Annotated in this window: 25 protein-coding genes and 2 pseudogenes; 3 read left to right on the forward strand and 24 right to left on the reverse strand. The window is 64.9% G+C overall.

From position 1 onward, the window contains the following. Nucleotides 1–154: 154 nt before the first annotated feature. Nucleotides 155–931, reverse strand: a pseudogene (locus tag GGR88_RS14385) (IS110 family transposase); the annotation flags it as partial. 154 nt (nucleotides 932–1,085) lie between these two features. Between GGR88_RS14385 and GGR88_RS14390 the strand changes: the two are divergent. Beyond that, nucleotides 1,086–1,424: pseudogene (locus GGR88_RS14390) on the forward strand (integrase core domain-containing protein); the annotation flags it as partial. Between the two features lie 126 nt (nucleotides 1,425–1,550). On the opposite strand, the gene GGR88_RS14395 reads toward GGR88_RS14390, so the two are convergent. Further along, nucleotides 1,551–1,922 (reverse strand): response regulator, encoded by a 372-nt coding sequence (locus GGR88_RS14395; protein ID WP_018250464.1) that lies wholly within the window; start codon nucleotides 1,920–1,922, stop codon nucleotides 1,551–1,553. Next, nucleotides 1,922–4,681, reverse strand: coding sequence for a PAS domain S-box protein (locus GGR88_RS14400; RefSeq protein ID WP_245197282.1), 2,760 nt, complete (start codon nucleotides 4,679–4,681; stop codon nucleotides 1,922–1,924). The genes GGR88_RS14395 and GGR88_RS14400 overlap by 1 nt, the downstream gene beginning before the upstream one ends. 503 nt (nucleotides 4,682–5,184) lie before the next feature. Here GGR88_RS14400 and GGR88_RS14405 point away from each other — a divergent pair. After that, nucleotides 5,185–5,325, forward strand: a complete 141-nt coding sequence (locus GGR88_RS14405; protein WP_231372554.1) for a hypothetical protein — start codon at nucleotides 5,185–5,187, stop codon at nucleotides 5,323–5,325. Here the strand turns inward: GGR88_RS14405 and GGR88_RS14410 are convergent. The 14 genes from GGR88_RS14410 to GGR88_RS14475 all read right to left on the reverse strand — a co-directional run bounded on the left by GGR88_RS14410 (nucleotide 5,310) and on the right by GGR88_RS14475 (nucleotide 17,356). Continuing rightward, nucleotides 5,310–5,714 (reverse strand): hypothetical protein, encoded by a 405-nt coding sequence (locus GGR88_RS14410; protein WP_010409157.1) that lies wholly within the window; start codon nucleotides 5,712–5,714, stop codon nucleotides 5,310–5,312. The two genes, GGR88_RS14405 and GGR88_RS14410, sit on opposite strands and share 16 nt — an antisense overlap. Nucleotides 5,715–5,810: 96 nt before the next feature. Beyond that, nucleotides 5,811–6,302, reverse strand: a complete 492-nt coding sequence (locus GGR88_RS14415) for an SGNH/GDSL hydrolase family protein (RefSeq protein WP_010409155.1) — start codon at nucleotides 6,300–6,302, stop codon at nucleotides 5,811–5,813. Continuing rightward, nucleotides 6,299–6,796 carry a hypothetical protein gene (locus GGR88_RS14420; protein WP_010409153.1) on the reverse strand — a complete coding sequence of 166 codons (498 nt, stop codon included), beginning with the start codon at nucleotides 6,794–6,796 and terminating at the stop codon, nucleotides 6,299–6,301. The genes GGR88_RS14415 and GGR88_RS14420 overlap by 4 nt, the downstream gene beginning before the upstream one ends. Next, a complete protein-coding gene (locus GGR88_RS14425) occupies nucleotides 6,793–7,947 on the reverse strand; it encodes a nuclease-related domain-containing protein (RefSeq protein WP_024310595.1) in 1,155 nt (384 codons plus the stop codon). Before GGR88_RS14425 ends, GGR88_RS14420 begins: the two co-directional genes overlap by 4 nt. After that, nucleotides 7,944–8,801 (reverse strand): CsgG/HfaB family protein, encoded by an 858-nt coding sequence (locus tag GGR88_RS14430; RefSeq protein WP_010409149.1) that lies wholly within the window; start codon nucleotides 8,799–8,801, stop codon nucleotides 7,944–7,946. The genes GGR88_RS14425 and GGR88_RS14430 overlap by 4 nt, the downstream gene beginning before the upstream one ends. Further along, nucleotides 8,794–9,123: a hypothetical protein gene (locus tag GGR88_RS14435; RefSeq protein ID WP_167956369.1), complete on the reverse strand. Its 330-nt coding sequence runs from the start codon at nucleotides 9,121–9,123 to the stop codon at nucleotides 8,794–8,796. The genes GGR88_RS14430 and GGR88_RS14435 overlap by 8 nt, the downstream gene beginning before the upstream one ends. 26 nt (nucleotides 9,124–9,149) lie before the next feature. Continuing rightward, nucleotides 9,150–9,359 carry a hypothetical protein gene (locus GGR88_RS14440; protein ID WP_010409146.1) on the reverse strand — a complete coding sequence of 70 codons (210 nt, stop codon included), beginning with the start codon at nucleotides 9,357–9,359 and terminating at the stop codon, nucleotides 9,150–9,152. Between the two features lie 91 nt (nucleotides 9,360–9,450). After that, nucleotides 9,451–10,212 carry a hypothetical protein gene (locus GGR88_RS14445; protein ID WP_010409145.1) on the reverse strand — a complete coding sequence of 254 codons (762 nt, stop codon included), beginning with the start codon at nucleotides 10,210–10,212 and terminating at the stop codon, nucleotides 9,451–9,453. Beyond that, nucleotides 10,199–10,930 (reverse strand): type IV secretion protein, encoded by a 732-nt coding sequence (locus GGR88_RS14450; RefSeq protein ID WP_167956371.1) that lies wholly within the window; start codon nucleotides 10,928–10,930, stop codon nucleotides 10,199–10,201. Before GGR88_RS14450 ends, GGR88_RS14445 begins: the two co-directional genes overlap by 14 nt. After that, nucleotides 10,920–11,246, reverse strand: coding sequence for a hypothetical protein (locus GGR88_RS14455; protein WP_035386408.1), 327 nt, complete (start codon nucleotides 11,244–11,246; stop codon nucleotides 10,920–10,922). Before GGR88_RS14455 ends, GGR88_RS14450 begins: the two co-directional genes overlap by 11 nt. Continuing rightward, on the reverse strand, nucleotides 11,243–11,479 hold the full coding sequence (locus tag GGR88_RS14460) for a hypothetical protein (RefSeq protein ID WP_035386409.1): 237 nt from the start codon (nucleotides 11,477–11,479) through the stop codon (nucleotides 11,243–11,245). The genes GGR88_RS14455 and GGR88_RS14460 overlap by 4 nt, the downstream gene beginning before the upstream one ends. A gap of 2 nt (nucleotides 11,480–11,481) precedes the next feature. After that, nucleotides 11,482–14,556: a MobF family relaxase gene (gene mobF / locus GGR88_RS14465; protein WP_167956373.1), complete on the reverse strand. Its 3,075-nt coding sequence runs from the start codon at nucleotides 14,554–14,556 to the stop codon at nucleotides 11,482–11,484. Nucleotides 14,557–14,559: 3 nt separating this feature from the next. Then, entirely contained in the window at nucleotides 14,560–17,079 is a 2,520-nt protein-coding gene (locus tag GGR88_RS14470; RefSeq protein WP_167956375.1) for a type IV secretion system DNA-binding domain-containing protein, read from the reverse strand. Beyond that, nucleotides 17,072–17,356: a hypothetical protein gene (locus GGR88_RS14475; protein ID WP_064312469.1), complete on the reverse strand. Its 285-nt coding sequence runs from the start codon at nucleotides 17,354–17,356 to the stop codon at nucleotides 17,072–17,074. The genes GGR88_RS14470 and GGR88_RS14475 overlap by 8 nt, the downstream gene beginning before the upstream one ends. A gap of 470 nt (nucleotides 17,357–17,826) precedes the next feature. Between GGR88_RS14475 and GGR88_RS14480 the strand changes: the two genes are divergently transcribed. Then, nucleotides 17,827–18,099: a hypothetical protein gene (locus tag GGR88_RS14480; protein ID WP_342449822.1), complete on the forward strand. Its 273-nt coding sequence runs from the start codon at nucleotides 17,827–17,829 to the stop codon at nucleotides 18,097–18,099. Nucleotides 18,100–18,279: 180 nt separating this feature from the next. On the opposite strand, the gene GGR88_RS14485 is transcribed toward GGR88_RS14480, so the two are convergent. From GGR88_RS14485 to GGR88_RS14515, 7 genes are all read right to left on the reverse strand, one after another. Continuing rightward, entirely contained in the window at nucleotides 18,280–18,834 is a 555-nt protein-coding gene (locus GGR88_RS14485) for a hypothetical protein (protein ID WP_010409130.1), read from the reverse strand. A 73-nt stretch (nucleotides 18,835–18,907) separates the two neighbouring features. Next, nucleotides 18,908–19,153, reverse strand: a complete 246-nt coding sequence (locus tag GGR88_RS14490; protein ID WP_167956377.1) for a hypothetical protein — start codon at nucleotides 19,151–19,153, stop codon at nucleotides 18,908–18,910. Nucleotides 19,154–19,865: 712 nt separating this feature from the next. Continuing rightward, nucleotides 19,866–20,858, reverse strand: a complete 993-nt coding sequence (locus GGR88_RS14495) for an SLOG family protein (RefSeq protein ID WP_037494485.1) — start codon at nucleotides 20,856–20,858, stop codon at nucleotides 19,866–19,868. Nucleotides 20,859–21,431: 573 nt separating this feature from the next. Next, the gene (locus GGR88_RS14500; protein ID WP_167956379.1) at nucleotides 21,432–21,905 is read right to left on the reverse strand and encodes a hypothetical protein; all 474 of its coding nucleotides are present in this window, start codon (nucleotides 21,903–21,905) and stop codon (nucleotides 21,432–21,434) included. 138 nt (nucleotides 21,906–22,043) lie between these two features. Continuing rightward, complete coding sequence (locus GGR88_RS14505; RefSeq protein WP_010409121.1) at nucleotides 22,044–22,382, reverse strand: single-stranded DNA-binding protein; 339 nt, start codon at nucleotides 22,380–22,382, stop codon at nucleotides 22,044–22,046. Nucleotides 22,383–23,072: 690 nt separating this feature from the next. Beyond that, complete coding sequence (locus GGR88_RS14510) at nucleotides 23,073–23,330, reverse strand: hypothetical protein (protein WP_062126514.1); 258 nt, start codon at nucleotides 23,328–23,330, stop codon at nucleotides 23,073–23,075. Between the two features lie 136 nt (nucleotides 23,331–23,466). Beyond that, nucleotides 23,467–23,733 carry a type II toxin-antitoxin system Phd/YefM family antitoxin gene (locus tag GGR88_RS14515; protein WP_010409116.1) on the reverse strand — a complete coding sequence of 89 codons (267 nt, stop codon included), beginning with the start codon at nucleotides 23,731–23,733 and terminating at the stop codon, nucleotides 23,467–23,469. Nucleotides 23,734–23,754: the final 21 nt, after the last annotated feature.

A 23,754-nucleotide genomic window follows, 5' to 3' on the forward strand; every position in this document is an offset into this window, starting at 1 on the left:
CGGGTGAAACATCACGAGAGGTGATCCGGTAACTTCCAACTCGTCCAACCTCACAAACCCACGAAACTTAATATACTTTGCGGCAACGCTCAGGCTTTTGTTGACCATTTGTTCCGACTGCCGCTGTCCATATGACAAACCTTGAGGTGCCCCCGATCAGGCTGCGGCCTTGGGCGATGACCATGCGGAACATGGTGATGGCGGCTGAGTCCTCCGGGACCGGCAGCGCCGTCGAGGCGGACGCCGTCTCGTAGATGTCGTTGATGAGGTGTGCCTTGGAAACCTTGCGGCCGATGAGCGGCCATGCCGCAGCCGAGAACGCCTCGCGGTCCAGCGCCGTGATACTGGCCGGTGTCGGAAACCGCTCGATGAGCGCGAGAAACCAGTCGGACCGGCTGTTGCCTGCAAAGCGGGCGATCTCGGGAAAGTACAGCGGCAGGTAGTGGGTCAGGATCCGGTGCCAGGTCTGCGTCTTCATCCTGGAGATCGTCTCGTGGGTCTTCGAGAGTTCCTGCAGGTCATTGATGCCCGCGGCGAGCGGGTCGACGTAGCGCTGCGTCGCGCCGATCCGCAGCATGTGGAGGATGACCTGCGCGTCCTTGGGGTCGTTCTTGTCCCAGCCGTTGTGCAGCGCCTCACGCGTTCGGGCGAGCGCGACCGACGAGATGAGGCGCAGCTCGAACCCCGCCGTCAGCAGCCGGTGTGCCAGCGTGCGATGGTAATTACCCGTCGCCTCGAACCCGACGATGATGGGGCGCCCGATGGCAGCGAGTTGCTCGGCAAAGCCGTCATAGTCCTGCCTGGTCGCCATGACGGTCATCCGCCGGCGCCGACCGCCTTCCGGTCGCTCGATGAGGACCTCCTGCCGGTTCTTGGACATGTCGATGGCTACCAGCACGGCGCCGGCAGGCGTAGAGGTGAGCTTGGTCATGGTCGGTTGGCCTCCAAAGTGTTGTCTCGACAACCTCACTTTAGATACCTGCTGACCGGCCATGGCTTGCCCTGATGAAGCCTGCGGCCGCTTCGCGGCCTTGTCTTCATCAGGGCCATAGCGGCTCCCGAACCAGCGCTTCCCAATGTGCTATGGCAGCGAGTTCATCGCCGCCGCCGTCCAGACCTGGCTCAGGCAGATCGGCGTGAAGACGCTCTACATCGCCCCGGGCTCGCCATGGGAGAACGGCTACAACGAGAGCTTCAACGGCTCGCTGCGGGATGAGCTGCTGAACGGCGAGATCTTCTACACCCTCGCTGAAGCCAGGGTGCTGATCGAGGCGTGGCGGCGTCACTACAACACTGTCCGACCGCACAGCAGCCTCGGCTATCGACCACCCGCCCCGGAAGCGGCGACACCGCCATTGCCGGCCTCCGGTTCCGCTTCGCTCCACCTCCGACCGGCAATGGCGGCGGAGACGACAATGCACTAACTATCAACCCGGACCACCCGGTGGGGGCTGCTCATAATCACCACTCCTCGGCGGTCACCCCCTTTCCCTCAAACGATGGTATTCCGGGATAGGAGCGTTCTCCCAGGTACCCCTCGCCTGCGGAAATCAGGAACTAAGCCGATCAATCTCTGACAGCACGTATCGAGGGTCAAAAGGTTTGGCGACGAAGAAAGAGTGTTCCGGCAGGTCAGCTTGTGAAGGACGGACGTTACCGGAGACAACCGCGATCAGCATTGGCGGGTACCTATCACGAACGTAGCGTGCAAGTCGCAGACCATCCATCGATCCCTTCATCTGGATGTCTGTCAGGACAATTCCAATCTCGGGATGATCGGCTATGATCTTGATCGCTTCGTCGCCGTCCTCAGCTTCAAACGCAATAAAACCACGGTCGCTGAAAAAATCCATCAGATCGTGACGTATAAACACCTCATCTTCAACGATGAGGATTGCCCGTGGCGGAATTGCCTGACCCATTACGCGGTTACCAATTCGCCTGCACCGACTAACGGCGCTTTGATCCGAAATTCGACACCTTCAGGCGGGTAGCTCAACACCGTCTCGCCCCTGAAGTACGATCGCAGCGAACGTTCGATTAGCCGCGTTCCAAAGCCCCTGCGTGTGGGGGGCGAGACGGTCGGACCGTCGCGCTCCTGCCATAGCAAGGTGAACTCTGGGTTTGCGTCATATCCACTCACCTCCCACGTCAACGTCACGGTGCCGGTATGGTTGCTCAGGGCACCGTATTTCAGCGCGTTGGTGACCAGCTCGTGGATTGCGAGCGTGAGGGCGAGTGCCGACTGCGGATTGAGACGCACCGCGGGGCCATTGATCGCGATCCGGTCCCGCTTATCGGCAACGGCCGCCAAGCCGGCTTCCAAGACCGTATCAAGGTCCGACGCTTCCCACGATGTCGCGGTCAGCACATCCGTCGCCCGGCCCAAGGATGCCAGACGTGATGAGAAGGCAGCAGAGGCATCCTCCAGTGTCACCGCATCACGCAGCGTCTGGTTGGCAATCGACTGGATGATGGACAAGACGTTTTTCAATCGATGGCTCAATTCGCCATTGAGCAGGAGCTGCTGCTCACGCGCCTCCTGCAAAGTCGTGTGATCACGCGATACGGACAGGATGCGCACCACCTCGCCGTTCTCGCCGAAGATGGGCGAAACCGACACCGACCAGAATTTCGGGGTGCCCAGGAATGTGTCAGCTGCGATCTCGAAATGGGCCGATCGACCCGCTCTTGCCGCTGCAAGCGCCTCTTTGCCCAGACCAACGCCGTCATTCTTCAGAAAACTCGGCCAGAAGCAGCCTTTGACCGCGTTGAAGTCGCTGATCTCCATCACCTTCATGCCGCCATCGCTCATGAAGGTGAGATCGCCGTTAAGGTCGAGCACCTTGATACAATCGGTCGAGGCAGCAAGAACGCTGCGCATAAAGCTTTCGCTTTCGCGCAGGTCCTGTTCTGCCCGGCGGCGCTCAATCGCAACCCGGATACGACTGGCCGCCTCTGCGACGAATGCCACCTGCTGCGTCGTCCATTGGCGCGGAACGTTATCGTTCACGAAGAAGATCGCGACGGTTCGACCATTCCCCACCACCGGAAGATTGATCATCGTTCGAACGGCGAGGCTTTCGAAAATGTCCGCTCGAGGCGATGTTCGTGGATCATACCGCACATCGGGAATGACGACGGGACGACCAGCCCGGAGGTCGATAGCGTAGTCACCATAATCATCGACGCGGTACTGACCGACAAGCCGGGGACAGCCATCCGCCGTCCAGTGCTCCGGCACGGTAATCATTTCCCCGTCTGCATCCAGCGTACCGTACCCAGCCCGAACCACGCCGAGCGTCTTGGCCACGATCTCCGTCGCCTGATCGATCGCATGTTCCATATCGGATGACTCCGACAGAACGTGCCCGATGTCGGTGAGCGCCTCGCGCTTTTTCTCGGCGCGGATGCGATCCGTCACTTCGAGGAAAATGACGGTGAACCGATCCTCCCCAATGGGTTGGCCCACCCCGTCATACCAACGATCCAGCCCTCCGAACTGACGGGTAAAGCGCTTGGCTTCGCCGGTATCGACAACCTCGGCGAACTCGTTGACCCATACGTCCTCAATTCCCGGGAAGAGGTCGCGCATCGTCTTTCCGATCGCCGTGCCCCGCTCGATACCCACCAGGCTATACCAGGCGTCGTTCACTTCCTCATACCGCCAGTCGCAGATCCTGCCGTCTGCATCGCGCACGACTCTGGCGAGGATGAAACCCTCTTCGAGCGTCTTGAACAGGGTGCGCCATTTCTCCTCATTGGCCTGCAACCTGCCGGTGGCGCGGGCTTCCACCTCCCGCAGGGCTTCGCTCGCGGCATGCGCTTCGGTGCGATCACGCAGCACCTTCACATAGCCGACATGTTGGCCGTGCTGGTCCATCAATGGGGACGTCACATCGACGGCCAGTATGCGTCTCCCGTCTTTGCGAACCATCCAATGCTCAACAGACGCTCGGCCTTCGTCGTGAGCTTGCGCCAGATCCAATGCCAGCCTGCCGGCGCTGATATCTACGTCGGTGAACAGGATCGAAGCGCTCTTTCCAATCACTTCGTCCCTTGACCAGCCAAGCACGTTCTTCGCGCCGGAAGTCCATTCAACGATATGGCCATCGAGATCGGTCGTGACGATCGCGAAATCCTGAGCGCTGTCCATGATGGCGCGCTGCCGCGCCTCGGATGCGGCGACCTGCCGTGCCGCAAGACGTTGTTCGAGTTGCGCCATGACCTGTCGAGCCAGGACGCGGATCGAGCGTATCTGTACGTCCGACAATTGCCTCGGCTGGTAGTCGAGCACACACAGCGTCCCGATTGGAAGTCCGTCGTCCGTCTTTAGCAGTGCACCGGCATAGAAGCGGATGTGAGGCTCGCCGGTAACCAGGGGGTTGCACGCAAACCGCGGATCGGCCGTCGCGTCGGGAACAAGGAGGAAATCCTGCTCCAAAAGCGCGTGCGCGCAGAACGACGTATCCAGCGGCGTTTCGCGAACCCCCAGACCCACCTCTGCCTTAAAGAACTGGCGGCACTCCCCGATCAGATTCACGACCCCGATCGGCGCCTCGCAAATCGCGGCGACCAGCTCGGCCAGCTCGTCGAAAGCCGACTCTCGCGGGGTGTCCATTACCTCGAATTTTGCGAGCGCCGCCAAACGCCGCTGCTCACGCGCTCCAAGATCAGTCATTGTTTACCACGATTTGCCCTTCCGCGGCACGCTAGCATCCAGATCGGCGCCTCGCCACTATCGAGAACATCATAGAAACAACCTCCAGTTCTGTAGATTGAAATGCTGGCGCGAGGAGCCAGCGAAACGGCACCGTCTCGTTTGGGAAGGTCGCGTGGGACGGCTGACGGCGGGAAGGCGCGCTCGATGGCAACGAGGGCGCCATTTTCCCGAAATGTGTTCCCGATTGGCTTTTCCCGAAACTGCCCGGTGCAGATGGAGAAACGGGACAACCTATGGCCGTCTGATCGACCTCCCCTTGGCGGTCGAAGCTGTTGGCAGATAACGTGAGTGCGACGCCTCGTTTGCGAGCAGCGCCGGATGATGGCGAGCACATTGGCAGCTAATTCGAGCACGGTGCCACGCGCCAGTGGCAGATAGCGTGAGCAGGAAATAGCGCTGTTGGCGAGCAGACACCGCTACGATTGCAAGCCCCTACAAATATCCGTCCCAATCCGGGTGACATGCCCGAGAAGGCGACGTTCATCCCGAAGCCCTTCTCGGCTGCGATCGTCCACGAGCACCTCCGCAGGACGCTGCCTGACGGCAAGAAGCCCGCGCCGCTGAAGAATGCGGTGACGACGCCGGTTCAGCCGGGAGCCTGAGCCACCCCTGCCGAGGCGAGCAACTGCGCGTCGGTCGCGTCGCGGTTGTCGATCCACCATTTGGCGTCCGCGATGCCGAGCAGCGCCGCGCCGGTTTCGACGCTATCGAGAGGTTGATCCTTGCGCAGCAAGGCGATCCGTTTCGCGCGAATGGTCGTTGCCCAGCTGACCTGTCGTTCCGAGCCGTTGAGCGGCGCCAGCGACAGATGGGCAACGGCTTGTTGCGAGGCCGCGGCGTCGCGCTCGTTCTCTTCCTGGCGCTGCTTGCGGTAGCACGCGCCGCAGACCGTCGTGCGCAGCCAGGTGGCCTTGCGCTCCTGCTGCGACGCGAACCCGGCAATGAAATGGGTTTGCTCATGGCCGCAGGTGTGGGTGATGCGATGGTCCATGACGTTCAGCCTGTCATATGGGCCGGATTTGTTCCAGCGGGATTGAGTCGAGCCGTTCGGTTCCGGCGACCGATGCTCGCGGCATGAAGATGGCGATCACGACCCGAGTGGGCTGCTCATCACCAGCACGGTCGCGCGCGCGATCGGCGCCGGCGCTACGCCGGCTCTGAAGGGGGCGACCGCCCCCCACCGCAGCGACTTGGCGACGGGGCGATAGCTGACCGGATGGATGCCATCCCGGCTCGGTTGCGCCCGCAGCGGGATGACGGTGTCGCCGAAACGTGCCGCGATCGACGTGACAATGGATGACGCGCGCAGGTCGTAGGGGGCAAGCCAGGCCACCTTGACGGCGGTGGTTCGCCGCCTGAGCGCAAGAAGGTTGGTTGGGAGCGCCGGACTGGCGGCATCGTTCGACCCGAGTGCGATGAGGGCGACGGTGGCGGCCGAAGCGCCCCTCACCCGCCGCTCGATCTCGGCCGAACCGGCACCCACGCGCGCATGAACCTCGCAGCGTATGCCCTGTGCTGCCAATGCCTGCGCCGTGCCGACCGCGGTGCTGTCGCCCAGGATCAGGCAGAAGGGAATCATGGCCGACCAGCCTGATGGGCAAGCGGTTTTCGTGGAGTGGTCATGTCGCCGTAGGCAAGCAGCCCGAAGATGGCGACAGCACAGCCGGCGATGCCGAACGCTGCGCGTGCCAGCCCGATCAGCCGCGCCTTGCGACCCTTGCGAAGGTGGTTCCACCCTCGATCGAGCGAGGTACGCCAGGACAGCCAGCCATCGCCGATATCGCTCGCGCCGAACATCGCGATGGGGATCGCGACGGCCAGCATGATATGCCGGATGTCGGCGCGGGCGATCACGATGGCGAGAAAGGTCGCGACCAGAATGAACAGCGCGATGGCGTTGATGACGCTGTAGAGCGGGCGCAGCCGAAAGATCCGACGCGAGGGCGCAGCGAGGTAGCGCACGATCGGACGGCGGCAGGTGTCGCAGACCAGCATGTGCTGCCCCAGCGGCCAGCGGCGCATCGCCTCATGGCAATACGGGCATTCGGGCCGGGGCAGGCTGATCATATTCATGCGACGTGGCCGACCCTGATCGCATCGGGAAGTGCAGCCCGGATCACGTCGGCGACGTCGGGCACGCAGATCCAGTTGGAGAATCTCGGGTTCCAGATCGCCTTGCCCTTGCACAACGCGGAAAGAACCTCCCTGCCGATCTCATCGTCGCGCGCGGCCCGGAATGCGATGCGGCCATCTGGCAGTGTCCGCTCGACGATCCCGGCGCATACCTCGATAGGTGCGCCCGCCTTGACGGGAACCGCCTTGGCAGGGGGCGATACCTCCAAAACGGTGCATTCAACCGCTACCGATGTGGAGGGACTTTGCGCCGGATGAACAGTGACAGGCTCTGCCTCGACGTACGGCGGAAATTCCGGCACAGACGCGGCCTGGACGATGGGCATGTTGATCGGCCCAGACGGGTCGCCGGTATGAGACGTATCGGCGGCGTCCGTGCTGTCAGGAACGATGCCGAGGCGGGTATAGATATCGCCCTCCTGGACATGGTCGGCGATGAGCTGGTCGGCGATCTCGACCATCTGCGCGGCGGTGACGCCGGTCGAAAACATTCGTCCCAGGGGCGATGACCCGCCGAACGGCACCCAGGCTTTGTAAAGGTTGTCGCATTTGTAGATCGGCTCGTCGCTGCCGATTTTGGAACGGTCGATCATCGCGGTGGGCGGAACGGACACGAATACGCCGACCTCCGCGAACGCCCTGTCATGCCCTTTTCGCTTCAGCCACGCCTGCAGCACCTTGCGTTGTCGTTTGGCCTGTTCGACCGGATTGGGGATGTTCTGCGGCTGACGTTGCGAGCGATACCAGACCATCCATTCGCCATGCTCGTTCTTCGAGATCCGGCCAGAGTAGTTCTTGGATTCGAAGATCGAGGCGGTGCGCGACGCCCGCGACAGCAGGATATGATCGAACTGCGCGAACCCGCCCTGCCCGTCCGGCAGGCGCAGATCGTGGATAAGCAGGTTGCGGTCGTTGTCAGGCCCGAATTGGTGATCGAGCATATAGGCGGTCTCGCGCTCGCCCCGCATCCCCTGGCGATGGTTCCGCACCGTCGATCGCACGCGCTCGGGGAGAGCCGCGAACTCGTCGGACGCCATCACTTCGTCGGCAAATGCGATCTCGGCCGCGCGGGTCGATTTCTTGCGGATCATCGTTTCGGCGTTCCCGGATTTGGCTGCGGCAGCGGTTGAACCGCCTGCGCCGGTAGCGGCGCGGAGGCGGGAGGCACCATTGCGGGCGGCTTGGCCGGCACCAGCCTCGCCTCGAGCCGTGGCCGTGCATCCTCGATCAGCTTGCGGAACGCATCGAGCGTCGCCAGCGTGGTGATCTTGCCGATGTCGGTCGAGGCGTAGCTTCCACCGAGCGCACCCACGCCAAGGCCGAGCAACAGCCCACCGCCCACGACGCCGATATCCTTCTTGCGCGCCGACCCGCTGGCGACCGCTTCCTGGATGCCGGTGTTCACGTCGACCAGCGTCATCAGCACCTGGCTTTCGAGTGTCTTCGACTTGAGCCCGACCGCCCCGCCGAACACACCGCCGACCCCGCCCCCGCTCTCACGCGACTTGGCGTCGGAATAGACCACCTTCACCTCGATCAGATAATCCGCCTTGGTGACAGGCCGGGTTGTGGCAGTCCCGCCATTGATCGCGCGTTCGCGTTCGAGCGCGCTGAACGCCTCGCCGCGATCGGCGACGCGGAAGCAATTGGATCGCGCGATCATCAGCTTGACCAGTGGCAGCGCGTCGACGCGCGCGGTCGAACCGCCGTTCTGCATCTCCGCCATGCGCATGAGCGCCTGCAGTTGCGGCGACAGGCCATCGGCCGGGTTGGCGGCCTTCTCCTCAACCAGCGCGGCAACGCCGAGCGGCACCTGGCATTGCGGCACGGCGGTCGTCTCGTCGACGCCGGTGCCGCCCTGCCCCAGCTTCTGGGCGTGGGCCATTGAAGGTGTGACGGCCGCGAGCGCGGCCGTCACGACGAGCATGCGGGTGCGATCAAGCACCGGCGCCCGCCTTCTTCGCATGCGCTGCGGGATCGCAGATCCCGGCACGCTCCTCGTCCGCCGCAACTTTCTTCGCGGCTTCGTCACAGTCCTTGCAGTCGGGACAGTCCGCGCAGTCCTTGCATTTGCCGTTGTGAAGCGCGTGCGCGCGATAGCGCGCCTTCTTCGCCGCGGCCTCGCGCGCGGCATCGGTGCCGGCATGACTTCCGGCGAAGCTCGCCATCGCGAGCAGGACCGGCGCCGACGACTGCGCGCTGGCGGCCGACGGCAAGGCCACGGAGAGGGCGGCAAGCCCCAGCGCGGCGATCATCTTCAGTTTCATCGTGTGTACTCCTTCCCTGGCCGTTTTCAGAAGAAACCGTTGCGTCGGCCGTCGCGACGGTCATCGTGGCGGGCGCTGCTGTCGCCCAGCGCCGAGCGCCGGACCTCCAGCTCAACCCCGTCCCCCTTGCGGCGAATGCGGACATCCTGCGGGGCGATGTTGTTGCGCTTCGCCCAGCGGTCTGCGTCGGCATCCGAGCCGAACTCGCCCATTTCCTCGAAATCCCAGTTGCTCATGTCTCCTGTCCCGGTTGATCGCCGTGCCGGCGCGCGGGGGCCGGTCCTGGCGGTGCGATGCGAAATCCCCGCGCGTGGATGAAGGACAGTGTCACTGGATCGAGGCCGGTTTGGCGGCGATGCGCCGGACCACGAGATTGCTGTCGGCCCCCAGACGAAGATCGAGCGTGTGCCCGACCCGTCGCGTGAACAGCATCACGCCGGCAACCTCGTCGTGCAGCGTGCCCTTGCCGAAGAAGGTCCGAGAATCTGCCCATTCGCGGCCGTGGATGAAGCGGACGCGATATTGGCCGAGCGGGGCTGGCACGGTGACACGCTCGAAGGCGCGGACATAGACCGACAGCCGGTTCTTCGCCGTCGCCGGATCGAGCAGCTGGACGATGCTATTGTCTGCCGCACCCTGAATGGTCAGGTGGCTTCTGACGGTTCGCAGGTCGACGCTGGAGGAGACGGCGACCGTTCCCGATTCCGGAAAACCGGTGTTCGTCCCCACGATTGACGCGAACAGGCTGGAGGTTGCGCGCTTGATCTGGCCCTGCCCGGCCCAGGCCGCAAGGACCAGTGCGATGGCAACACCGACGCCCAGCGCCTGCCAGTAAGGGGCCGGCGTGAAGCGCGGGCGGGGCCGCCATCGACCGCGCTGATAATCGTGGCCCCTGTTCCTGGCTTCGAACCACGACCCTTTCGATCCGCCAGATATCCAGCTCGCGCTCCCCAGCGGCACCGATTTCCTGAACCCGAAGCGGTTCAGCTCGACCCGTGCCTTGCGATCGTTCCATTGCGTCGCACCGGGATCGAGCCCCTGCCGCTTGCGGTAGCGATCGCGCATATAGTCGCGATCATCGATGCCCATCGACCACCTCCATCGACTGCGAGGGGAGAGCCAGGGGAAACACGTCCATTCTGGACAGCATCGCGTGATCGCGCAGCGAGGCCTCGACGGCGACAACCTCGCTCGAAGTCAGTCCAGGTTCGCGTCGTACGAACAGGATGGTCGACGCCGATCCTGCCAGCCAGCGCGCGATGGAGATCCTGGGCATCAGCCGGTCGTGGTCGGCGAAAGCGTGGGTCGCTCGTCGCACGCTGGCCAGCACGGTCATTCCCCAACGCAGGGCGTGACCGTTTCCAGAATCGTGTCCCGCCGCCTCTGCGACGGCTTCCGGCGGGAGATCCCGTATCAGATCGCGGACGGCCGAAAGGGTCGCACCAGGTTCATCGCCGGCATGCTGGATCGCGCGGAGCAGCACATAGCGCGAAGCGCAGGTGTAGCCCGAGCAAACGTCAGGATCGTCGGGAAGGAACGCTTCGATCGCGGACGAGCGTGCATAGTCGCTCGGATGGTCTGCGAAGAAGTCCCAGTTGCCGCGCGCGGGGTCGATCAGCTGGTCGCGGACCTGGTCGGCGAGTTCGGCGATCGCGTCGCCATCGCCGAATACCGCGAGCCGGCCCCCGTCACCGGCGCGGACCGCTTCAAGCGCCGCTGCCGTCAGATCCGCGGTTTCGGCGATCGTGAGGGTCGCGTGCGTCGGCTCGGGTTGGCGCCGGAAGCGAAAAGGGAAACTACCGTCCACCGGGCGTACCTTGGGTTGCGGGCGGAACGAAAATTCCACCATCGGTGTGGAGCGACGCGCTGACGATTCCGCATCCGACCGCCCAGGCGAAGGTGAAAGCCGCCACCACGGCCGCCAGGAGCCCCGCCTGACGCAGCCGGCGCGTCAGGGGGACGAGCACGCGCGGCGCGGTTGACCGTGGCTCCACGGGCTTCCTGCGGGCCTGTTGGAGATGCTCGGACGCGCCCTCGATCGCATCGCAGGGCGGCGTGTCGAGCCGCGAGGTCCGGCCGATGCGGGGAGCCCCGTGCATATAGTCGCGGTCGGCGAGGCTCATCGTGCTGGCTCGGGCCGGACCCGGAGGGCACGCAGCGGGCGGGTGAGCGGCAGGAGTAAGACGTAGGTCAGGCCGAATATCGCGGCCATCGCGAGCGTTTCGCCGCCCCAGTCGAGCGCATCGTCGCGCCGCGCGAGCTGGCTGCATTGCGCGAGCGTATGGGTGTCGAGATCGCAGGCGTGCCAATGTTTCGTGGCGATCACCTGATCCCAGGTCGGTGGCGACGTGGTCATGCTCATAGCTCCAGTCCGATGTCCTTTTCGGGGTAGGGAAGTTCAGGGCCTTTGGGCTCGACCGGGACGCTGAACCGGGAGAGGTCGAGCGAGGGATCGGTACGGATGTCGATCTTGCCGCCGGTCGAGGGGCGGGCTGTATCTGCGCTCGGCTCGCCTCCGACTTTCTCCGGTCCGCGATCGAGGTCGGGCGGCAGCGAAGGGTTGAACGTCTCGCCCGCGCCGGCTTTCGCCGCTGTGCCGGCAGCGCCGCGATCGGGGTCGATCGACAGCGCGCCGGTGGTCTCGAGTGCCGAGGTCTTGTTGCCCTCGTTGCGCTCGATCGCGGCGGTCAGCTTCTCGCGGTCGTCGGTGAACAGCTGGATGTCGTCGCGGACGCGCGTAACGGTGACGTTGAACAGGCGCTGGTTGGAGAGGTTAGATTCCTTGTGGCTCATCACCGCGATCGCGGTATCGGTGGTGATGCCCTGCGCCGCGTGCATGTTGAGCGCGTAGGCGAGGCTGATCCGTTCCATCATCGGATCGCCCGCCTTCAGCTCGTGGAGCGTGCCGTCGCTCGCCTCCACCTTGATCCCCGACGGGTCGGCCGAGACGACGCGGGCGATATCGTTGTTGTTGAGGCCGCGGTCCTTGTCGTTCTGGGTCCAGCGGATCTTGTCGCCCTCATGCAGCTTGATCTGCTCGCGCTGGGCGAGCTGCATCGCGTCGGTCTTGTCGACCGGCGATATCTTCTGCGGATCGAAGGTCCGTACCCGGTTGCCGATCTGGACCTGAACGCGGCCCTTCGCGTCGACGCCGAGCACGTCATAGGTGCCGGGGCTGAGGCCGAGCTCGCGCATGGCATGGCGCAGGTCGATCACCTGGCCGGGCTTATAGGTATGCGCGTAGCGGAGTTCCTCGCGCGTGACGTTGACCTTGTCGAGGACCGGGGTGACGACGCCGTCCCCTTTCAACGTGCCCTCCGCGGCGAGGCCGTCCTGGATGCGCACGTTGAGCTCTGCGCGCGCGACGCGGCCCGACGAGAACATCGCGGTGGTCTCGCGCTGTTCGGGGGTTAGGCCCAGCCAGTGTTCGGCCGCGGCCTTCACATGCTCGGGGTTGGCGGTGACCTTGTCGCCGAGCATCGCCATCGCCTCGCGCACCTCGCCGCGGTTGGTCAGCGCGGCGACGGTGCGCAGCTGCTCGGTGCGCTGGCGCAGATTCTCGTCCATCCGCGCCATCGTGATCCCGCCGGCCTGCGCGAGCGCGAACGCCTTGCCGGCGTCGACCGCGGTGATCTGCTGGCGATCGCCGATCATCAGGAAGCGATCGACGCCGAGCGCATTGGCGATGCCGACCAGGTGCTTCATCTGGTCGGAACCCACCATCGAGGCTTCGTCGAGGATCAGCGTCGTGCCGGCGAGCGCGTCGCGCGCGCCGTCATAGCCCGCTCCCTTCCCAGCGAGCGCGTGGCGGGCATAGCTGTGGACGAACGAGGAGACGGTGCGGCTCTCGATCCCGGCTTCCGCGCCGAGGCGATCGGCGGTCGCCTTCATGAGCGCGAGGCCGACCACCTTGCCGCCCTCCTGCTCGACGTTGCGCGCGACGCTCGCCAGCATGGTCGACTTGCCGGCGCCCGAGACGCCTTGGACCGCGACGATACGATCGGCGGAGGTCAGCGCCATCGTCGCGGCCGCCATCTGGCCTGCGTTGAGTTCCTTGTCGCCCGATGCGGCGTTGATCCGCTCGATGACGGTGTCGGCGGAGACGATCACCCGCCCCTCCCCCTTGCCGCGCTCGATCTCTGCAAGGATGCCGCGCTCCGTCGCGAGCGCCTCGGGCGTCGTGACATGGGTGACGACGCTGTCGATCCGGTCATCCTTGCCCGGAATCAGCTTCTCGTTGCGGATGAGCTCGGAGACGCGCGCGTCGACATGCGCGGCGGTGACACCCTTCAGCCCGAGGTCGAGCGCGGTCCTGGTGATGTCCGGCACCGCGAACGCGGCTTCGCGTTGGGCATGGATGCGGATCGCGGAGGCGACGGCGTGCTGGGCGCGCAGATCCACCGGCGCGATGCGCAGCCGGTCGAGGCCGCTGGCGACGAGCGGATCGGCGGGTCGGAATAACTCGCCCAGGCTTTCGCGGAGATTGGCCAGGACGTCACCGAGGCGCTCCATCGGTCGTGGCTGGGCATCGAGGCCGCTGGCGCCAGCACGCTCGCGCGCGGCATCGACCAGCGCCTTGCCGTCGAACCCGAGCGCGGCCGCCCGGTCGCGCCACTCCTGACGCAGGGCATCGCGATCCTCGACGTTCAGCTTGGCGTCGCGGGTATTGTTGGTCACCTTGCGCAACGCCTCGGCGGAGGTGACACCGAGTTCGCCGGCTTTCGCCAGGATATCGGCGCGCCGCTGGCTGAAGGTGTCGATCACCTGCTTGGGCACGCCGGCGATCTCGAACTGGCCGTGCTTGCCGGTGACGCTGGTCTCGTAGCCGATCTTCGCCAGCTCGGCGCGAAACTGCGCGTGGTAGGCCGCGCCGATGGTCGTGTTGTTCTTCCACAGCTGCTGGTTGTGGAGCGCCTGCCATGCCCCGTTCGCCATCTTGGTCATGTTGGCGATCAGGACATGGATGTGGCCCTGTGGATCGAGCGCGCGACTCGTGTCGTGCTGGAACAGCGCATAGACGAGGTTGCCGGTTCGCACCGCATCCCCTGACCTGGACTGATCGTAGGTGCGGCCTTCGGCGAAGGTCTTCTCGACCCATCCCATCGTCGCCTTTACGGCGTTCATATGCGCGGTGAGGACACGGGTGTCGCCAGCGACATAGGCCATTACGCTGGCGGACTTCGGCATCGAGAAGGTCAGGTCGACACCGAGCCTGCGACCCTCGACCTGCCCGACCTTTTCGCCATCGGGCATCTCGCCGTTGAGGATCTTCTCGAAGTCTTCCTTGGTCACCTCGCCCTTGAGGCCAAGGTCGGCCGCGCCCACCCCGCCCCAGGCGGTCGCCTCGGACGAATGCTCGGCGGTGTAGTAATCGTCCTTGGCGAAATACTGCGCCGCGCCGGAGGCGGACTTGACGGAAGCGATCGACAGCATCGGCTACATCCCCATGTCCATGTCGTCATCGATCTCCGGCGAATGATCCGGGCCGTGATGACGATGGTGGTGATCGGGGTCGCGCTGCGTCGCAAACCCATCGCGCAATTCGCGGGTCGCCTGGTCCTCGTGGCGATCGGCATCACCGCGATCGGACCGGCTTTCCGGGGCATGGCGTGACGCCTCGCCGCGCGTCGGATCCACCCCGCTCTGCGGACCCGCACGGTTCTCGATCAGGGACACGCCCATGCCGCCGAGTTGGGCATCCAGACTGGATGAACCTCCCGTCACAGGCTTGGAAGGTTCGCCCCCGACCCTCGTTGCGGCATCCGACGCGCGGACGGCATCGACGCCGGTCGGGCTGCTGGCGACGCCCTTGCCGGTTATCTGATCGATCACCACCGGCAGCGACCCGGTGACCTCCATCGCCGCAGCCGCCTTTTCAGCCTCGCTACGCGGCTTCTCGGGCTGCGAGGCGGTCAGGTCCGGCTCTTGCCTTTCCTTCGCCTCCACGCCCCCCACAGGCCGTGTGGGGGTATGCTCGCGGCCACCCTCACCCCCCTCATCCGCGCCATTGTTCCGGGTGTTCTGACGACGCCGGTCTTCCGGCGAGACGTATTCGGTAGGCTTGAAGTTCTTGCGGGGCACCGCCCCCGGCGCGACCTCGGCATAGGAGCGGTATTTGAGTTCGATCCGCGCAGCGGGAAATCCATCGGGAAACTTCACGAAGCCGTGGAGCGACGGCAGGTTGTTGATGTCGTCGGGGATGACCAGCGGCTCGATCGCCGTGCGAGGCGTGAGGGTCGAGGCGTCGCGGGTGTTGTTGTAGCCGTAGCTGTAGGCCTCATCCATCTGGCGGACCTCGCGGCTGCCGATGAACTCGGAGCACTTTTCGGCTGTGGTTCGATCGGCGGTGGCGAGGATCAGCTTGGTGCGCGCGAGGCCGGTGAGCGCGGTCGCGTTCTGCAAGCCATAGGTCGCGACCAGCTTGTCGAACGAGTGGATCCCAAGGACGAACGCACCGCCGAAGTTGCGGGCCGACTGGAGGCCATGCTCGATACCAGGAAGCGCGTGAAGCGCATGGACTTCGTCAAACAGATACCAGGTCCGCAGGTCACGGGTCTTGGGCAGGCGCATGAGGTTGTTGACGGCCAGATCGATCCACAGCGTGAACAGACCGCGGGTCATCTCGAGGTCGTTGTACGAGCCGGTGATGAACATGATCGAGCCGTCGCGATTGTCGGTCGCGATCCAGTCGCGGATCGAGAAGGCGGGCGGGCCGCCCGGGACAGGGTCCGGCATGAAGCGTAGCGCCTGTCCGTTGACGTTCAGAACCGAGCGGATCGATTCCGCCATGCGGGCGGCTTTCTCGGTCGTCAGCGGGGCGGCGATGGTGTCATCGAGCTTGGCGTTGATCGACTTCAGATCGGCCTGCATCAGGTGGTGCGCGATCGCGGCGTTGTTCGCTTCACCCATCTCCTGAAGCTTCAGGCACATCTCGATGAAGAGCATCCGCGCGGCGTTCTGCCAGAACGGTTCCTTGTCGTCGGGATGCGAGGGAATGAGGGCCGATGCGGCCGAAACGAAATCGGCATAGTTGCGGCATTCGTCGAACAGCGTCCACGGCGCGCAACGCTCGTCCATAGGGTTGAGAATGACGTCGGTTTCTGGGTTGTAGAACGTCTCCACGAACACGCCGGTCAGGTCAAAGATGACCGCGCGATGACCGCGCGCGCGAAGCTGCGAGACGTGGCTGCGCAGCTGGGTCGTCTTGCCGGTGCCGGTGGTGCCGATGAGCATGGTATGGCTCTGTTCGAGCCGCCACGGATAGGGGATGCCGGCGATCGTGTATGGAACGTGGATGCCCCGGTCGATCCGATCGAGGATCGGAGCCTTGGCGACGAGTTCGGGGACGTACGGCGGATCGTGTTCGGCGCACTCGGTGCGGAACTTGCGCCGGTTGTGGCCGCTGACAGTTTTGACGAGCACGTCACGCTCGACCAACAGGGCGCCGCGGTTGTGGCGTTCCTGGAGCATGTCGCTGCCGCGCTTGTTTGCCCACATGATGAACCACATGATGATCGGAGCGGCGATGAAGGCCGACATGACGAGTGTCGTCAGGAAGATCTTGACCGTCTTCGCCCAGGCATGAACGACATGGGGTTCGTAGGGGACGTAGCCGATCGGAACCTTGGTCACGATGCCGTTTGGCAAGGTCAGGTTGATGAGGTGGAATTTGTCCCCGCCGACCCACGTCCAGATGGCGGAATAGAGCTTCATCAGGTCGAGCTGGAATTCATGCTCGGCGAGGCCCAGCCAGACGAAGATATTGAACAGGACGATGAACGTCCCCAGCCATATCCAGATGGGCACCTGGAGGCCCGCCCAGGTCATCTTGTACTGACTGGCGAGAAGCTGCGAACCGCGGGTGAAATTGCCCGAGTTGCGGGTGATTCGCCCCCGCGCGGAATGGTGCTTTACGGTCGCCGCCTGACCGTTGAACCGGATGTCGCCGCTACGCATGGAACGTCGCCAGGCGCTCCTTCGCGGCTTCGCGAAGCTGGGGTACGACGTCGCCGTGATCGCGTGTGATAATCACGTCGATCGCCGCCTGCATGTACTCGAGAACGAGGACCGCACGGGTGATGTTGAAAGTATGCTCGGCCTCAGCGAAACGGATACCGAACATAAGCGCAGTGCGCGCGGCCTCAGACCGGGAGCACGACCGTTTCGCGGCTACACGATCAAGTGCCGCAATCTCTTCAGACGAAAGTCTGAAGGCTATCGTCGAGTTAGACATTCACCACCCACTTGAAAGTGGCTGGTGGGGTTTTCGGAGAGTGGAAAATACTACAGCCTGGTCCCGAGGTATAGAGTGAAAACGCATTCACCCTGCAAACAGGGATTTTCGCGCGTTCTCAAGCGCTTAGGGGAGAACCACCAAGGCGTTTGCAGGGGCAAACATGTTTGCCCCTGCAAACACCGGCAATTACAGACACCTAACCTGCGGCGTGCCGCGTACGGTGTGCAAATCCTTAGGGACTGTCGCGGTGGTGGTGGCATCATGGCTGGATGTCCGATCATTGGACTGGGTTCCGGGAGAGTAAGCGCCGCAGGCAGGCGACCACCGGACTGGACCGAAGGGTATTGGGCGGAGCAATCCCGCCCCACGACGGACCTGGCCGAAGGGCAGTGTCCGTCGCCTCATGCTGGTCCGGTAAAGCCGGACCAGCGAGCGATTATGAGTGTCGCTATTGTGCCGGTGGAGCGGTGCTGGCATCGTGGGAAATGGAGGCCGATCCACGATCAGAAAAGGCAGGTCATATGGCACGGAGTATCGAGCAGGAACGGGCACAGCTTGAGGCGGACGAACAGCGGCTCAACGAACGCCGCAAGCAACTGGCCGATCGTGAGCGTTCGGAGCTGCTGAAGGAGGTGGAACGGTCGGGGTTGATGAAGGCCGATCCTGCCCAGTTCAGCGCGATCATTGGAGCGATCAAGAAACTCGGGATCGCCGAGACCGTGAAGCGCCTGACCGCGTAAGCGGGTCAGCGCGAAAGCGGGCTCAAGCCCATCATGCAAATAGAAGGGGAGCTGCCGTTAGGCGCTCCCCTTTTCAATGCTTGGGCCGAGTTGGCGAAGCTTCGGTCCATTCAGGCATAAGAATGGGGAGCATCGAGGCGAAGCCCGATGCTCCCCGACGCGATGGCGACTGGAGGGAGGCTATCCCCAGACCATGCGTATCCCTTCACTGGTGTCGGCCTGAGCAGCGAGGGTGTCGAAGCGTTCGAGGTAACGACCATCGAGGCGACCAAGGTCGCGGCGAACATAGGGCTGGCCGAGTGTTTCGCGTAGTTGCCCGATGGGCATGCTGCCGCAATTATCGTCCGAAAGTCGTAGCGCGTCGAGGACGTGGAAGGCGTTGCCGTTCGCGAGATTGATCTCCGCTGCGCCGTCCGGGGTGCTGGCGACGCGCATCGTGATCGTGCGGGTCGCGTCATCGTGCCAGAAGCGCACGTTGAGGCCACGGAACTGGGCTTCCTCGACCACGGCGATGACACCCACATCGTGATCGAAGATCGCGCAGATCGACGCGAGCGACCAGGGGCAGACGCGAGCTTCGAACGAGCACGACACGAGCGGGTCATCATCCTCGTCTTCGAGCAGCTGGCCACGTTCGCGGGCGAAGGCGCGGAACGCGGCAAGCTGGCGGGCGGTGATGACGGCGGGCGCGGCGTCGGCTTTGCGATCGACGCTGAGGAAGAAGGTGATCGACATGGTCTGTCTCCCATTGGAACCATCATCTCCGGTTCCCCTCCCCCTTCCGATCCGTCAGGATCGGCATGGTCGATCATCCTGCCACGGGGTCGGTCCGCAGGACCGGGTGCCCGAGCGATGCGTAGCTGGTGCTCGCAATGCGCAGGCATTGCGGCACCGCGAGCGAGCCGGGCTTCGGTCGGACCGCGCCGGTCGATGCGTAGCGAGCGCGACACGCGGAGGCGTGGCCGCGATGCGAGCGAGCCGTGCCGGTCAGCTCCTGCGCGATGGCATCGGCACGGTGCGATGCGCAGCGGCAGCGCAGGCGATGCGACGGCATCGCCGCGCCCGCCAGCGAGCCGTGCCGATGCGGCAAGCGACATGCCGGGTGAGACGCGCCGGTCGATGCGTAGCGAGCGCGACATGCGCAGGCGTGGCCGCGATGCGAGCGAGACGGCGTGGCCGATCAATGGGTGCGATCGGCACGGCGCGATGCGCAGCGGCAGTGCAGGCGATGCGACGGCATCGCCGCGCCCGCCAGCGAGCCGTGCTGATGCCGCAAGCGTGACGCCGGTTGAACCGCGCCGGTCGATGCGTAGCGAGCGTGACACGCGCAGGCGTGGCCGCGATGCGAGCGAGACGGCGCGGTCGATAAGCCAACGCGATCGGCACGGCGATGCGTAGCGAACCGGCGATCCGAAGGGATCGCCGTGAAGCAAGCGAGGCGTGCCGATTGGTGTTCAACGACGATCGCCAGTCGTATCGGCCGAGGCGTAGCGCGCTGGTCATCGCATTCAGCGATGACCGCAAAGCGAGCGAGGCGATGCGACGGGTGTCGGTATCGACCCCGGCACCGGCGAGGCGTAGCTGGCAGTGGCAATGCGACGGCATTGCCCTGCCGCGAGCGAGCCGTGCCGAGCGGGCAACGTGGCGTGATCGACCGATAGGTCAGTCCCACGCGGCGCGATGGGGCTCGATGCCCCGGAGCGCCGCCCAGGGCGACGTAAAAAAGGGGAAGGACTCCGGTTGCCCGGAGCCCTTCCGTGGGTGCGTCAAGCGCGGCGGCTGCGCTGGCTCGGCTGCACCGGTGCCTGTCCGTCCTTGCGGAAGACGTGGAGCGGTACGCCGGCGGTACGCAACTTGCGAGCGAAGTCGATCTGGACGCCCGATCCTTCGCAGACGATCGCTTCGACGGGACGCAGCGAGGCGATGCGGTCGTTGCGGAGGAACCCGCCCCGGTTGCCGTGGCGCTTGTCGAGGAACATGCGCACCAGCTTGACCTCGCGCGAGGCCGCCCACGACGCTGCGATGGCGTCGGCACCCTTGTTCATGGCGGTGGTCATCAGGACCATCGACGGGATGCGACGCTTGATCTGGTCGAGGCGTTCGAAGAGCTGCTCGTGGTCGTGCCATTCCATGCCGCCCGAGAAGGCGACAATCGGGCCGCTCGGGTTGTGCTCGTCCCGACGCTTTGCCGCGCGTGCCGCCAGATAGTCGGCACCGTCGATCATCGAGGCGGTCAGCTTGGACGACACCCTGCTGCCGCGGACGGTCGAGAAGGGCCGTCCGGTCTCGACGCGATACACGTTCCCGGCGTGGTCCCGCATGCAGCGCATCGCCTCGGCGCAATTCTCGAGGGTCTGGCAGAGCAGCTGGGTCTCTTCGAGCTCCACCGCGTAGATCTCCGAGGGGTCGTAGCTGCGCACCAGGTCGCCAAGTTTCTTGGCGGCGTCATCCTCACGGCCCTCGATGCGCTTGGCCACCATGTGGAAGCTGTTGACGAAGCCCCATGCGAGGTCGGCGGCGAACTCCTCCATGCGAGTGTCGCGGAACACGTCGAACATCGTCGCCAGCATCTGCTCGACGGCGTGTGCGGCCTGCTCCGGGTCGGGCATGTCCAGCTTCTCGGCTTCGCTGACGATGGAAAGCTTCGCCATCTCGCTCGCCTCGATGAACGCCCCCTGATAGGTCTCGGTGGTGTGCTCGTCGGCGCGGCGCTCGTTGATCGCGCGGCCCATGTCGTTGAAGTTGCTGTACTTGGTCATGATAGCCTCCATGAGTTGAAAATCTCACCTTCTCTCGGTGAGGAATCTCATCCGGCATGCGGCGGTCAGGGCGGTCAGGGACGTTAACCGGGAAGCCGCGGCCCGCAGGGTCGCGGACCCCGGTTAACGCTCGCGCGCGGGGGAGCCGATTTTCTCGTGCCCTGGAGGCGGAGCGAAGCGGAGACGGAAGGGTGCGTGAAAATTGGGGGGACCGCGCGTCCTTGACGGCCCGCCAACCCCGCATGCCAGACTTCCTCATCACAGAGAGAGAAAATATTATGTTGTGGTGGGCACGCCGGGTCGGACCGAGCACGGGCGGCGGTGATGCGCCGGCACGGCGCAGCGCCGTAGAGGCAGCGCCAGTGAGCCCGAGAGGGCGAACCAGCTGCCGTCGCCCGCGCGCAGGACGCCCGGCGCCGGCATAGGGATCGTCACCCGCAGGGCGGAGACCCCGCCAGGGGGCTCCGTGAGGCCCGCCAGGGCCGAATAGAGCCCGGTCCCGCCCACAAGGCGGGACGCCCCGCCCTGCCCCTCTACGGCCGTCCCACAGCCAGCACAGCAGGATCAGCAGGATCAGTCCGATTCATACTCGCCACCGTCATCCCCGGCATCGTAATCCGGCATCTCCTGGATTCCCGGGTCGTCTGGATCGCGGTTGGCATCGGGGTCCTCGCCGTGCGGGTCGGTCTGGATATCCGGTTCGGTTGCGAACCGGATATCTTCACCGATCCGGTCAGCAATGTCCGGCTCGACCGCGCTGTCATCGTCTAGCCAGCAGGAACGCGGACACTGGAGCAGCTGGTGACCACGATGGACGAAGGGCTGGCCGTTCATCAGGATGGGTCGCTCGGCGAGACGCCGGCAGGGTTCATTGCGACGGTTGCGGAAGCCGCACGGCACCGCCAGCGGGGCGAGCGCGACGGCATTGCCGTCGTGGTCGCCGCCGGCGGGTGCCGGCTCGTCGACCCGAGCGACCGGGTCCGGTGCCGCAGGTATCGGCTCGGGCGCGAACGGGTCGCCGTCGAACATGTCGCGCTGGACGGTCATGGTGCCGGACCTTTCAGGTGAGCGCGCGCTGGCGCAAGGCCGCGGTGCGAAGCACCGTGGGCGAGGCGTCCTGCGCGGGCGATGATGAAGCATGCGCGAAGGGCGACGCCCGCAGACGCCGCCCGGTTCGCTGGCCGGTCAGTAGAACTCGGCGCGATCGGCGATGATCTCGCAGCCGTAGCGGTCGTTGCCGTCGCTGTCCTGCCAGCGGGTGTAGTGCAGGCGTCCCTCGATGGCGATGAGGTCGCCCTTCTTGCGGTTGCCGGCGATCGCCTTGGCGAGGCCGTTGAAGCAGGTGACCTTGTGGTATTCGGTCTCCTTGACGGTGAAGCCGTCGTCGCCTTTGTAGGTGTGGCCGTCCTTGTTGAGCTTCGGGCGATCGGTCGCCACGAAGATGGTCGCGACGCTGGTGGCGCGATTGACTTCGCGCAGTTCGGGGGTGCGGGTCAGGCGGCCGACGAGGTTCACGTTGTTCATGGCATTGCCTCCTTGGGTTGGTCGGCGGTCCGTCCGCCGGTGTCACCTGAAGGGCGTCGCGGTTCGGGGCGTCGCACCGGAGGGCGAGCTGGGCCGGCGCGCAGGCGGCGGGCCTGGTCGACCGGAGGGGAACCCCTTTTGCAGGGGTGGTGCGGGCAGCCGCGCGAAGCGCGGCAACACGGCCCTGCCAAAGGGGTTGCGAGGCCCCGGGGCGCGGCGCAGGTGACACGAAACGGCGGATGGGCCGTCGATCAGCCCAAGGTTCCCGCAGGCATTGCCATGGACAAACCTCGTGAACCGCTCATGTCGGTCGCCTGACCCGTACCCCCGAACGACCCGGCGCGAAGGCAGGCGTGCCGCCAGCGTCGCTCGCTGACCGACGTGGTGCCGCTCCGAAGCTCGACAAGGACGGCCGCGCCCGGGCGACGACGCACCGGCAAGGAGACCGGATGCCGCAAGGTCGCCCGACGGCCGACCCTCGCCAGGGCGATCGCCGGCAACCGCATCGGACCTGGGCGTCCTCATCGCCATAGGGGGCAAACGCCTGCCGATACCCGCTGGCAGAACAGCGACGGCTTTACGCGCCGCCCGGCTGCGGGATCATCGCCGATCGTGATGATCTTTCCACTCGGCCAGCGAACCGGGCTGTGTCTGCGGGCGCCGCCCTTCGGGTTGGCGAGGATCGATCGCCTACTCGGTTCGCCGGGTGGGGGTGATCCGATGCTCGACGATCAGCGCCGCGACACGTTGTACGATGCGGCTCGGCACCTCGGCGATGATGGTGCTACCGTCGTTACCGGCGCGAACGTCGGGTCCGACCCATGCGAAATCGTTCACGTCGTCCCACACGATGCGTGATCGGTCATCGAGGCCGAAGGCCTCAATGAATCGCGGCGGCAGAGGGATGGATGCAGCCGGTGAATAATCGCGCGTCGTCAGTGGCACCATCAGGACACGGAGCCTTCCGGCTGAGCGATAGCTGCCAACCACCATGCAGGGGCGGAGTTTCGAGCCGTCCTCGTCGCCCCGGTTATGTTCATGCCGCCAGAGGTAGAAATACCAGATCAGGTCACCGGCTTGCGGTTCAATCGACGTACTGATCGTTCTGGACGGACCCGGCGCTGGGCGTCGCGGTCCTGATGGCGTGGATGGCTTCATCGCTCAACTCCTGCGGCGAGAGCGCGAGGTGATCGAGGCGGGACAAGCGTTCGAACTCGGAGGCGGGTAGCATGACCACGCGGGCAGCGCCGTTGCGCTCGATCGCGATCGGATGCGTCATCGCCTCGTCGTAATAGAAGCCGAACCGCTTCGACACGTCGGTCGATCTGGCCTTTTCGATTGTAGGGGTCATGGTTTCCCTCATCTTTCGTTA

The organism is Sphingomonas jejuensis, from assembly GCF_011927695.1.
In the GTDB taxonomy this organism is placed as follows: Bacteria; Pseudomonadota; Alphaproteobacteria; order Sphingomonadales; family Sphingomonadaceae; genus Sphingomonas_K; species Sphingomonas_K jejuensis.

Excerpts from the sequence above, each read along its gene's own strand:
- GGR88_RS14395 (WP_018250464.1), bottom strand. The coding sequence starts at position 1,922 with ATGGGTCAGGCAATTCCGCCACGGGCAATCCTCATCGTTGAAGATGAG.
- GGR88_RS14400 (WP_245197282.1), bottom strand. The coding sequence starts at position 4,681 with ATGACTGATCTTGGAGCGCGTGAGCAGCGGCGTTTGGCGGCGCTCGCA.
- GGR88_RS14405 (WP_231372554.1), top strand. The coding sequence starts at position 5,185 with ATGCCCGAGAAGGCGACGTTCATCCCGAAGCCCTTCTCGGCTGCGATC.
- GGR88_RS14410 (WP_010409157.1), bottom strand. The coding sequence starts at position 5,714 with ATGGACCATCGCATCACCCACACCTGCGGCCATGAGCAAACCCATTTC.
- GGR88_RS14415 (WP_010409155.1), bottom strand. The coding sequence starts at position 6,302 with ATGATTCCCTTCTGCCTGATCCTGGGCGACAGCACCGCGGTCGGCACG.
- GGR88_RS14420 (WP_010409153.1), bottom strand. The coding sequence starts at position 6,796 with ATGAATATGATCAGCCTGCCCCGGCCCGAATGCCCGTATTGCCATGAG.
- GGR88_RS14425 (WP_024310595.1), bottom strand. The coding sequence starts at position 7,947 with ATGATCCGCAAGAAATCGACCCGCGCGGCCGAGATCGCATTTGCCGAC.
- GGR88_RS14435 (WP_167956369.1), bottom strand. The coding sequence starts at position 9,123 with ATGAAACTGAAGATGATCGCCGCGCTGGGGCTTGCCGCCCTCTCCGTG.
- GGR88_RS14440 (WP_010409146.1), bottom strand. The coding sequence starts at position 9,359 with ATGAGCAACTGGGATTTCGAGGAAATGGGCGAGTTCGGCTCGGATGCC.
- GGR88_RS14445 (WP_010409145.1), bottom strand. The coding sequence starts at position 10,212 with ATGGGCATCGATGATCGCGACTATATGCGCGATCGCTACCGCAAGCGG.
- GGR88_RS14455 (WP_035386408.1), bottom strand. The coding sequence starts at position 11,246 with ATGAGCCTCGCCGACCGCGACTATATGCACGGGGCTCCCCGCATCGGC.
- GGR88_RS14460 (WP_035386409.1), bottom strand. The coding sequence starts at position 11,479 with ATGACCACGTCGCCACCGACCTGGGATCAGGTGATCGCCACGAAACAT.
- mobF (WP_167956373.1), bottom strand. The coding sequence starts at position 14,556 with ATGCTGTCGATCGCTTCCGTCAAGTCCGCCTCCGGCGCGGCGCAGTAT.
- GGR88_RS14470 (WP_167956375.1), bottom strand. The coding sequence starts at position 17,079 with ATGCGTAGCGGCGACATCCGGTTCAACGGTCAGGCGGCGACCGTAAAG.
- GGR88_RS14475 (WP_064312469.1), bottom strand. The coding sequence starts at position 17,356 with ATGTCTAACTCGACGATAGCCTTCAGACTTTCGTCTGAAGAGATTGCG.
- GGR88_RS14485 (WP_010409130.1), bottom strand. The coding sequence starts at position 18,834 with ATGTCGATCACCTTCTTCCTCAGCGTCGATCGCAAAGCCGACGCCGCG.
- GGR88_RS14490 (WP_167956377.1), bottom strand. The coding sequence starts at position 19,153 with ATGCCGTCGCATCGCCTGCGCTGCCGCTGCGCATCGCACCGTGCCGAT.
- GGR88_RS14495 (WP_037494485.1), bottom strand. The coding sequence starts at position 20,858 with ATGACCAAGTACAGCAACTTCAACGACATGGGCCGCGCGATCAACGAG.
- GGR88_RS14500 (WP_167956379.1), bottom strand. The coding sequence starts at position 21,905 with ATGACCGTCCAGCGCGACATGTTCGACGGCGACCCGTTCGCGCCCGAG.
- GGR88_RS14505 (WP_010409121.1), bottom strand. The coding sequence starts at position 22,382 with ATGAACAACGTGAACCTCGTCGGCCGCCTGACCCGCACCCCCGAACTG.
- GGR88_RS14510 (WP_062126514.1), bottom strand. The coding sequence starts at position 23,330 with ATGGTGCCACTGACGACGCGCGATTATTCACCGGCTGCATCCATCCCT.
- GGR88_RS14515 (WP_010409116.1), bottom strand. The coding sequence starts at position 23,733 with ATGACCCCTACAATCGAAAAGGCCAGATCGACCGACGTGTCGAAGCGG.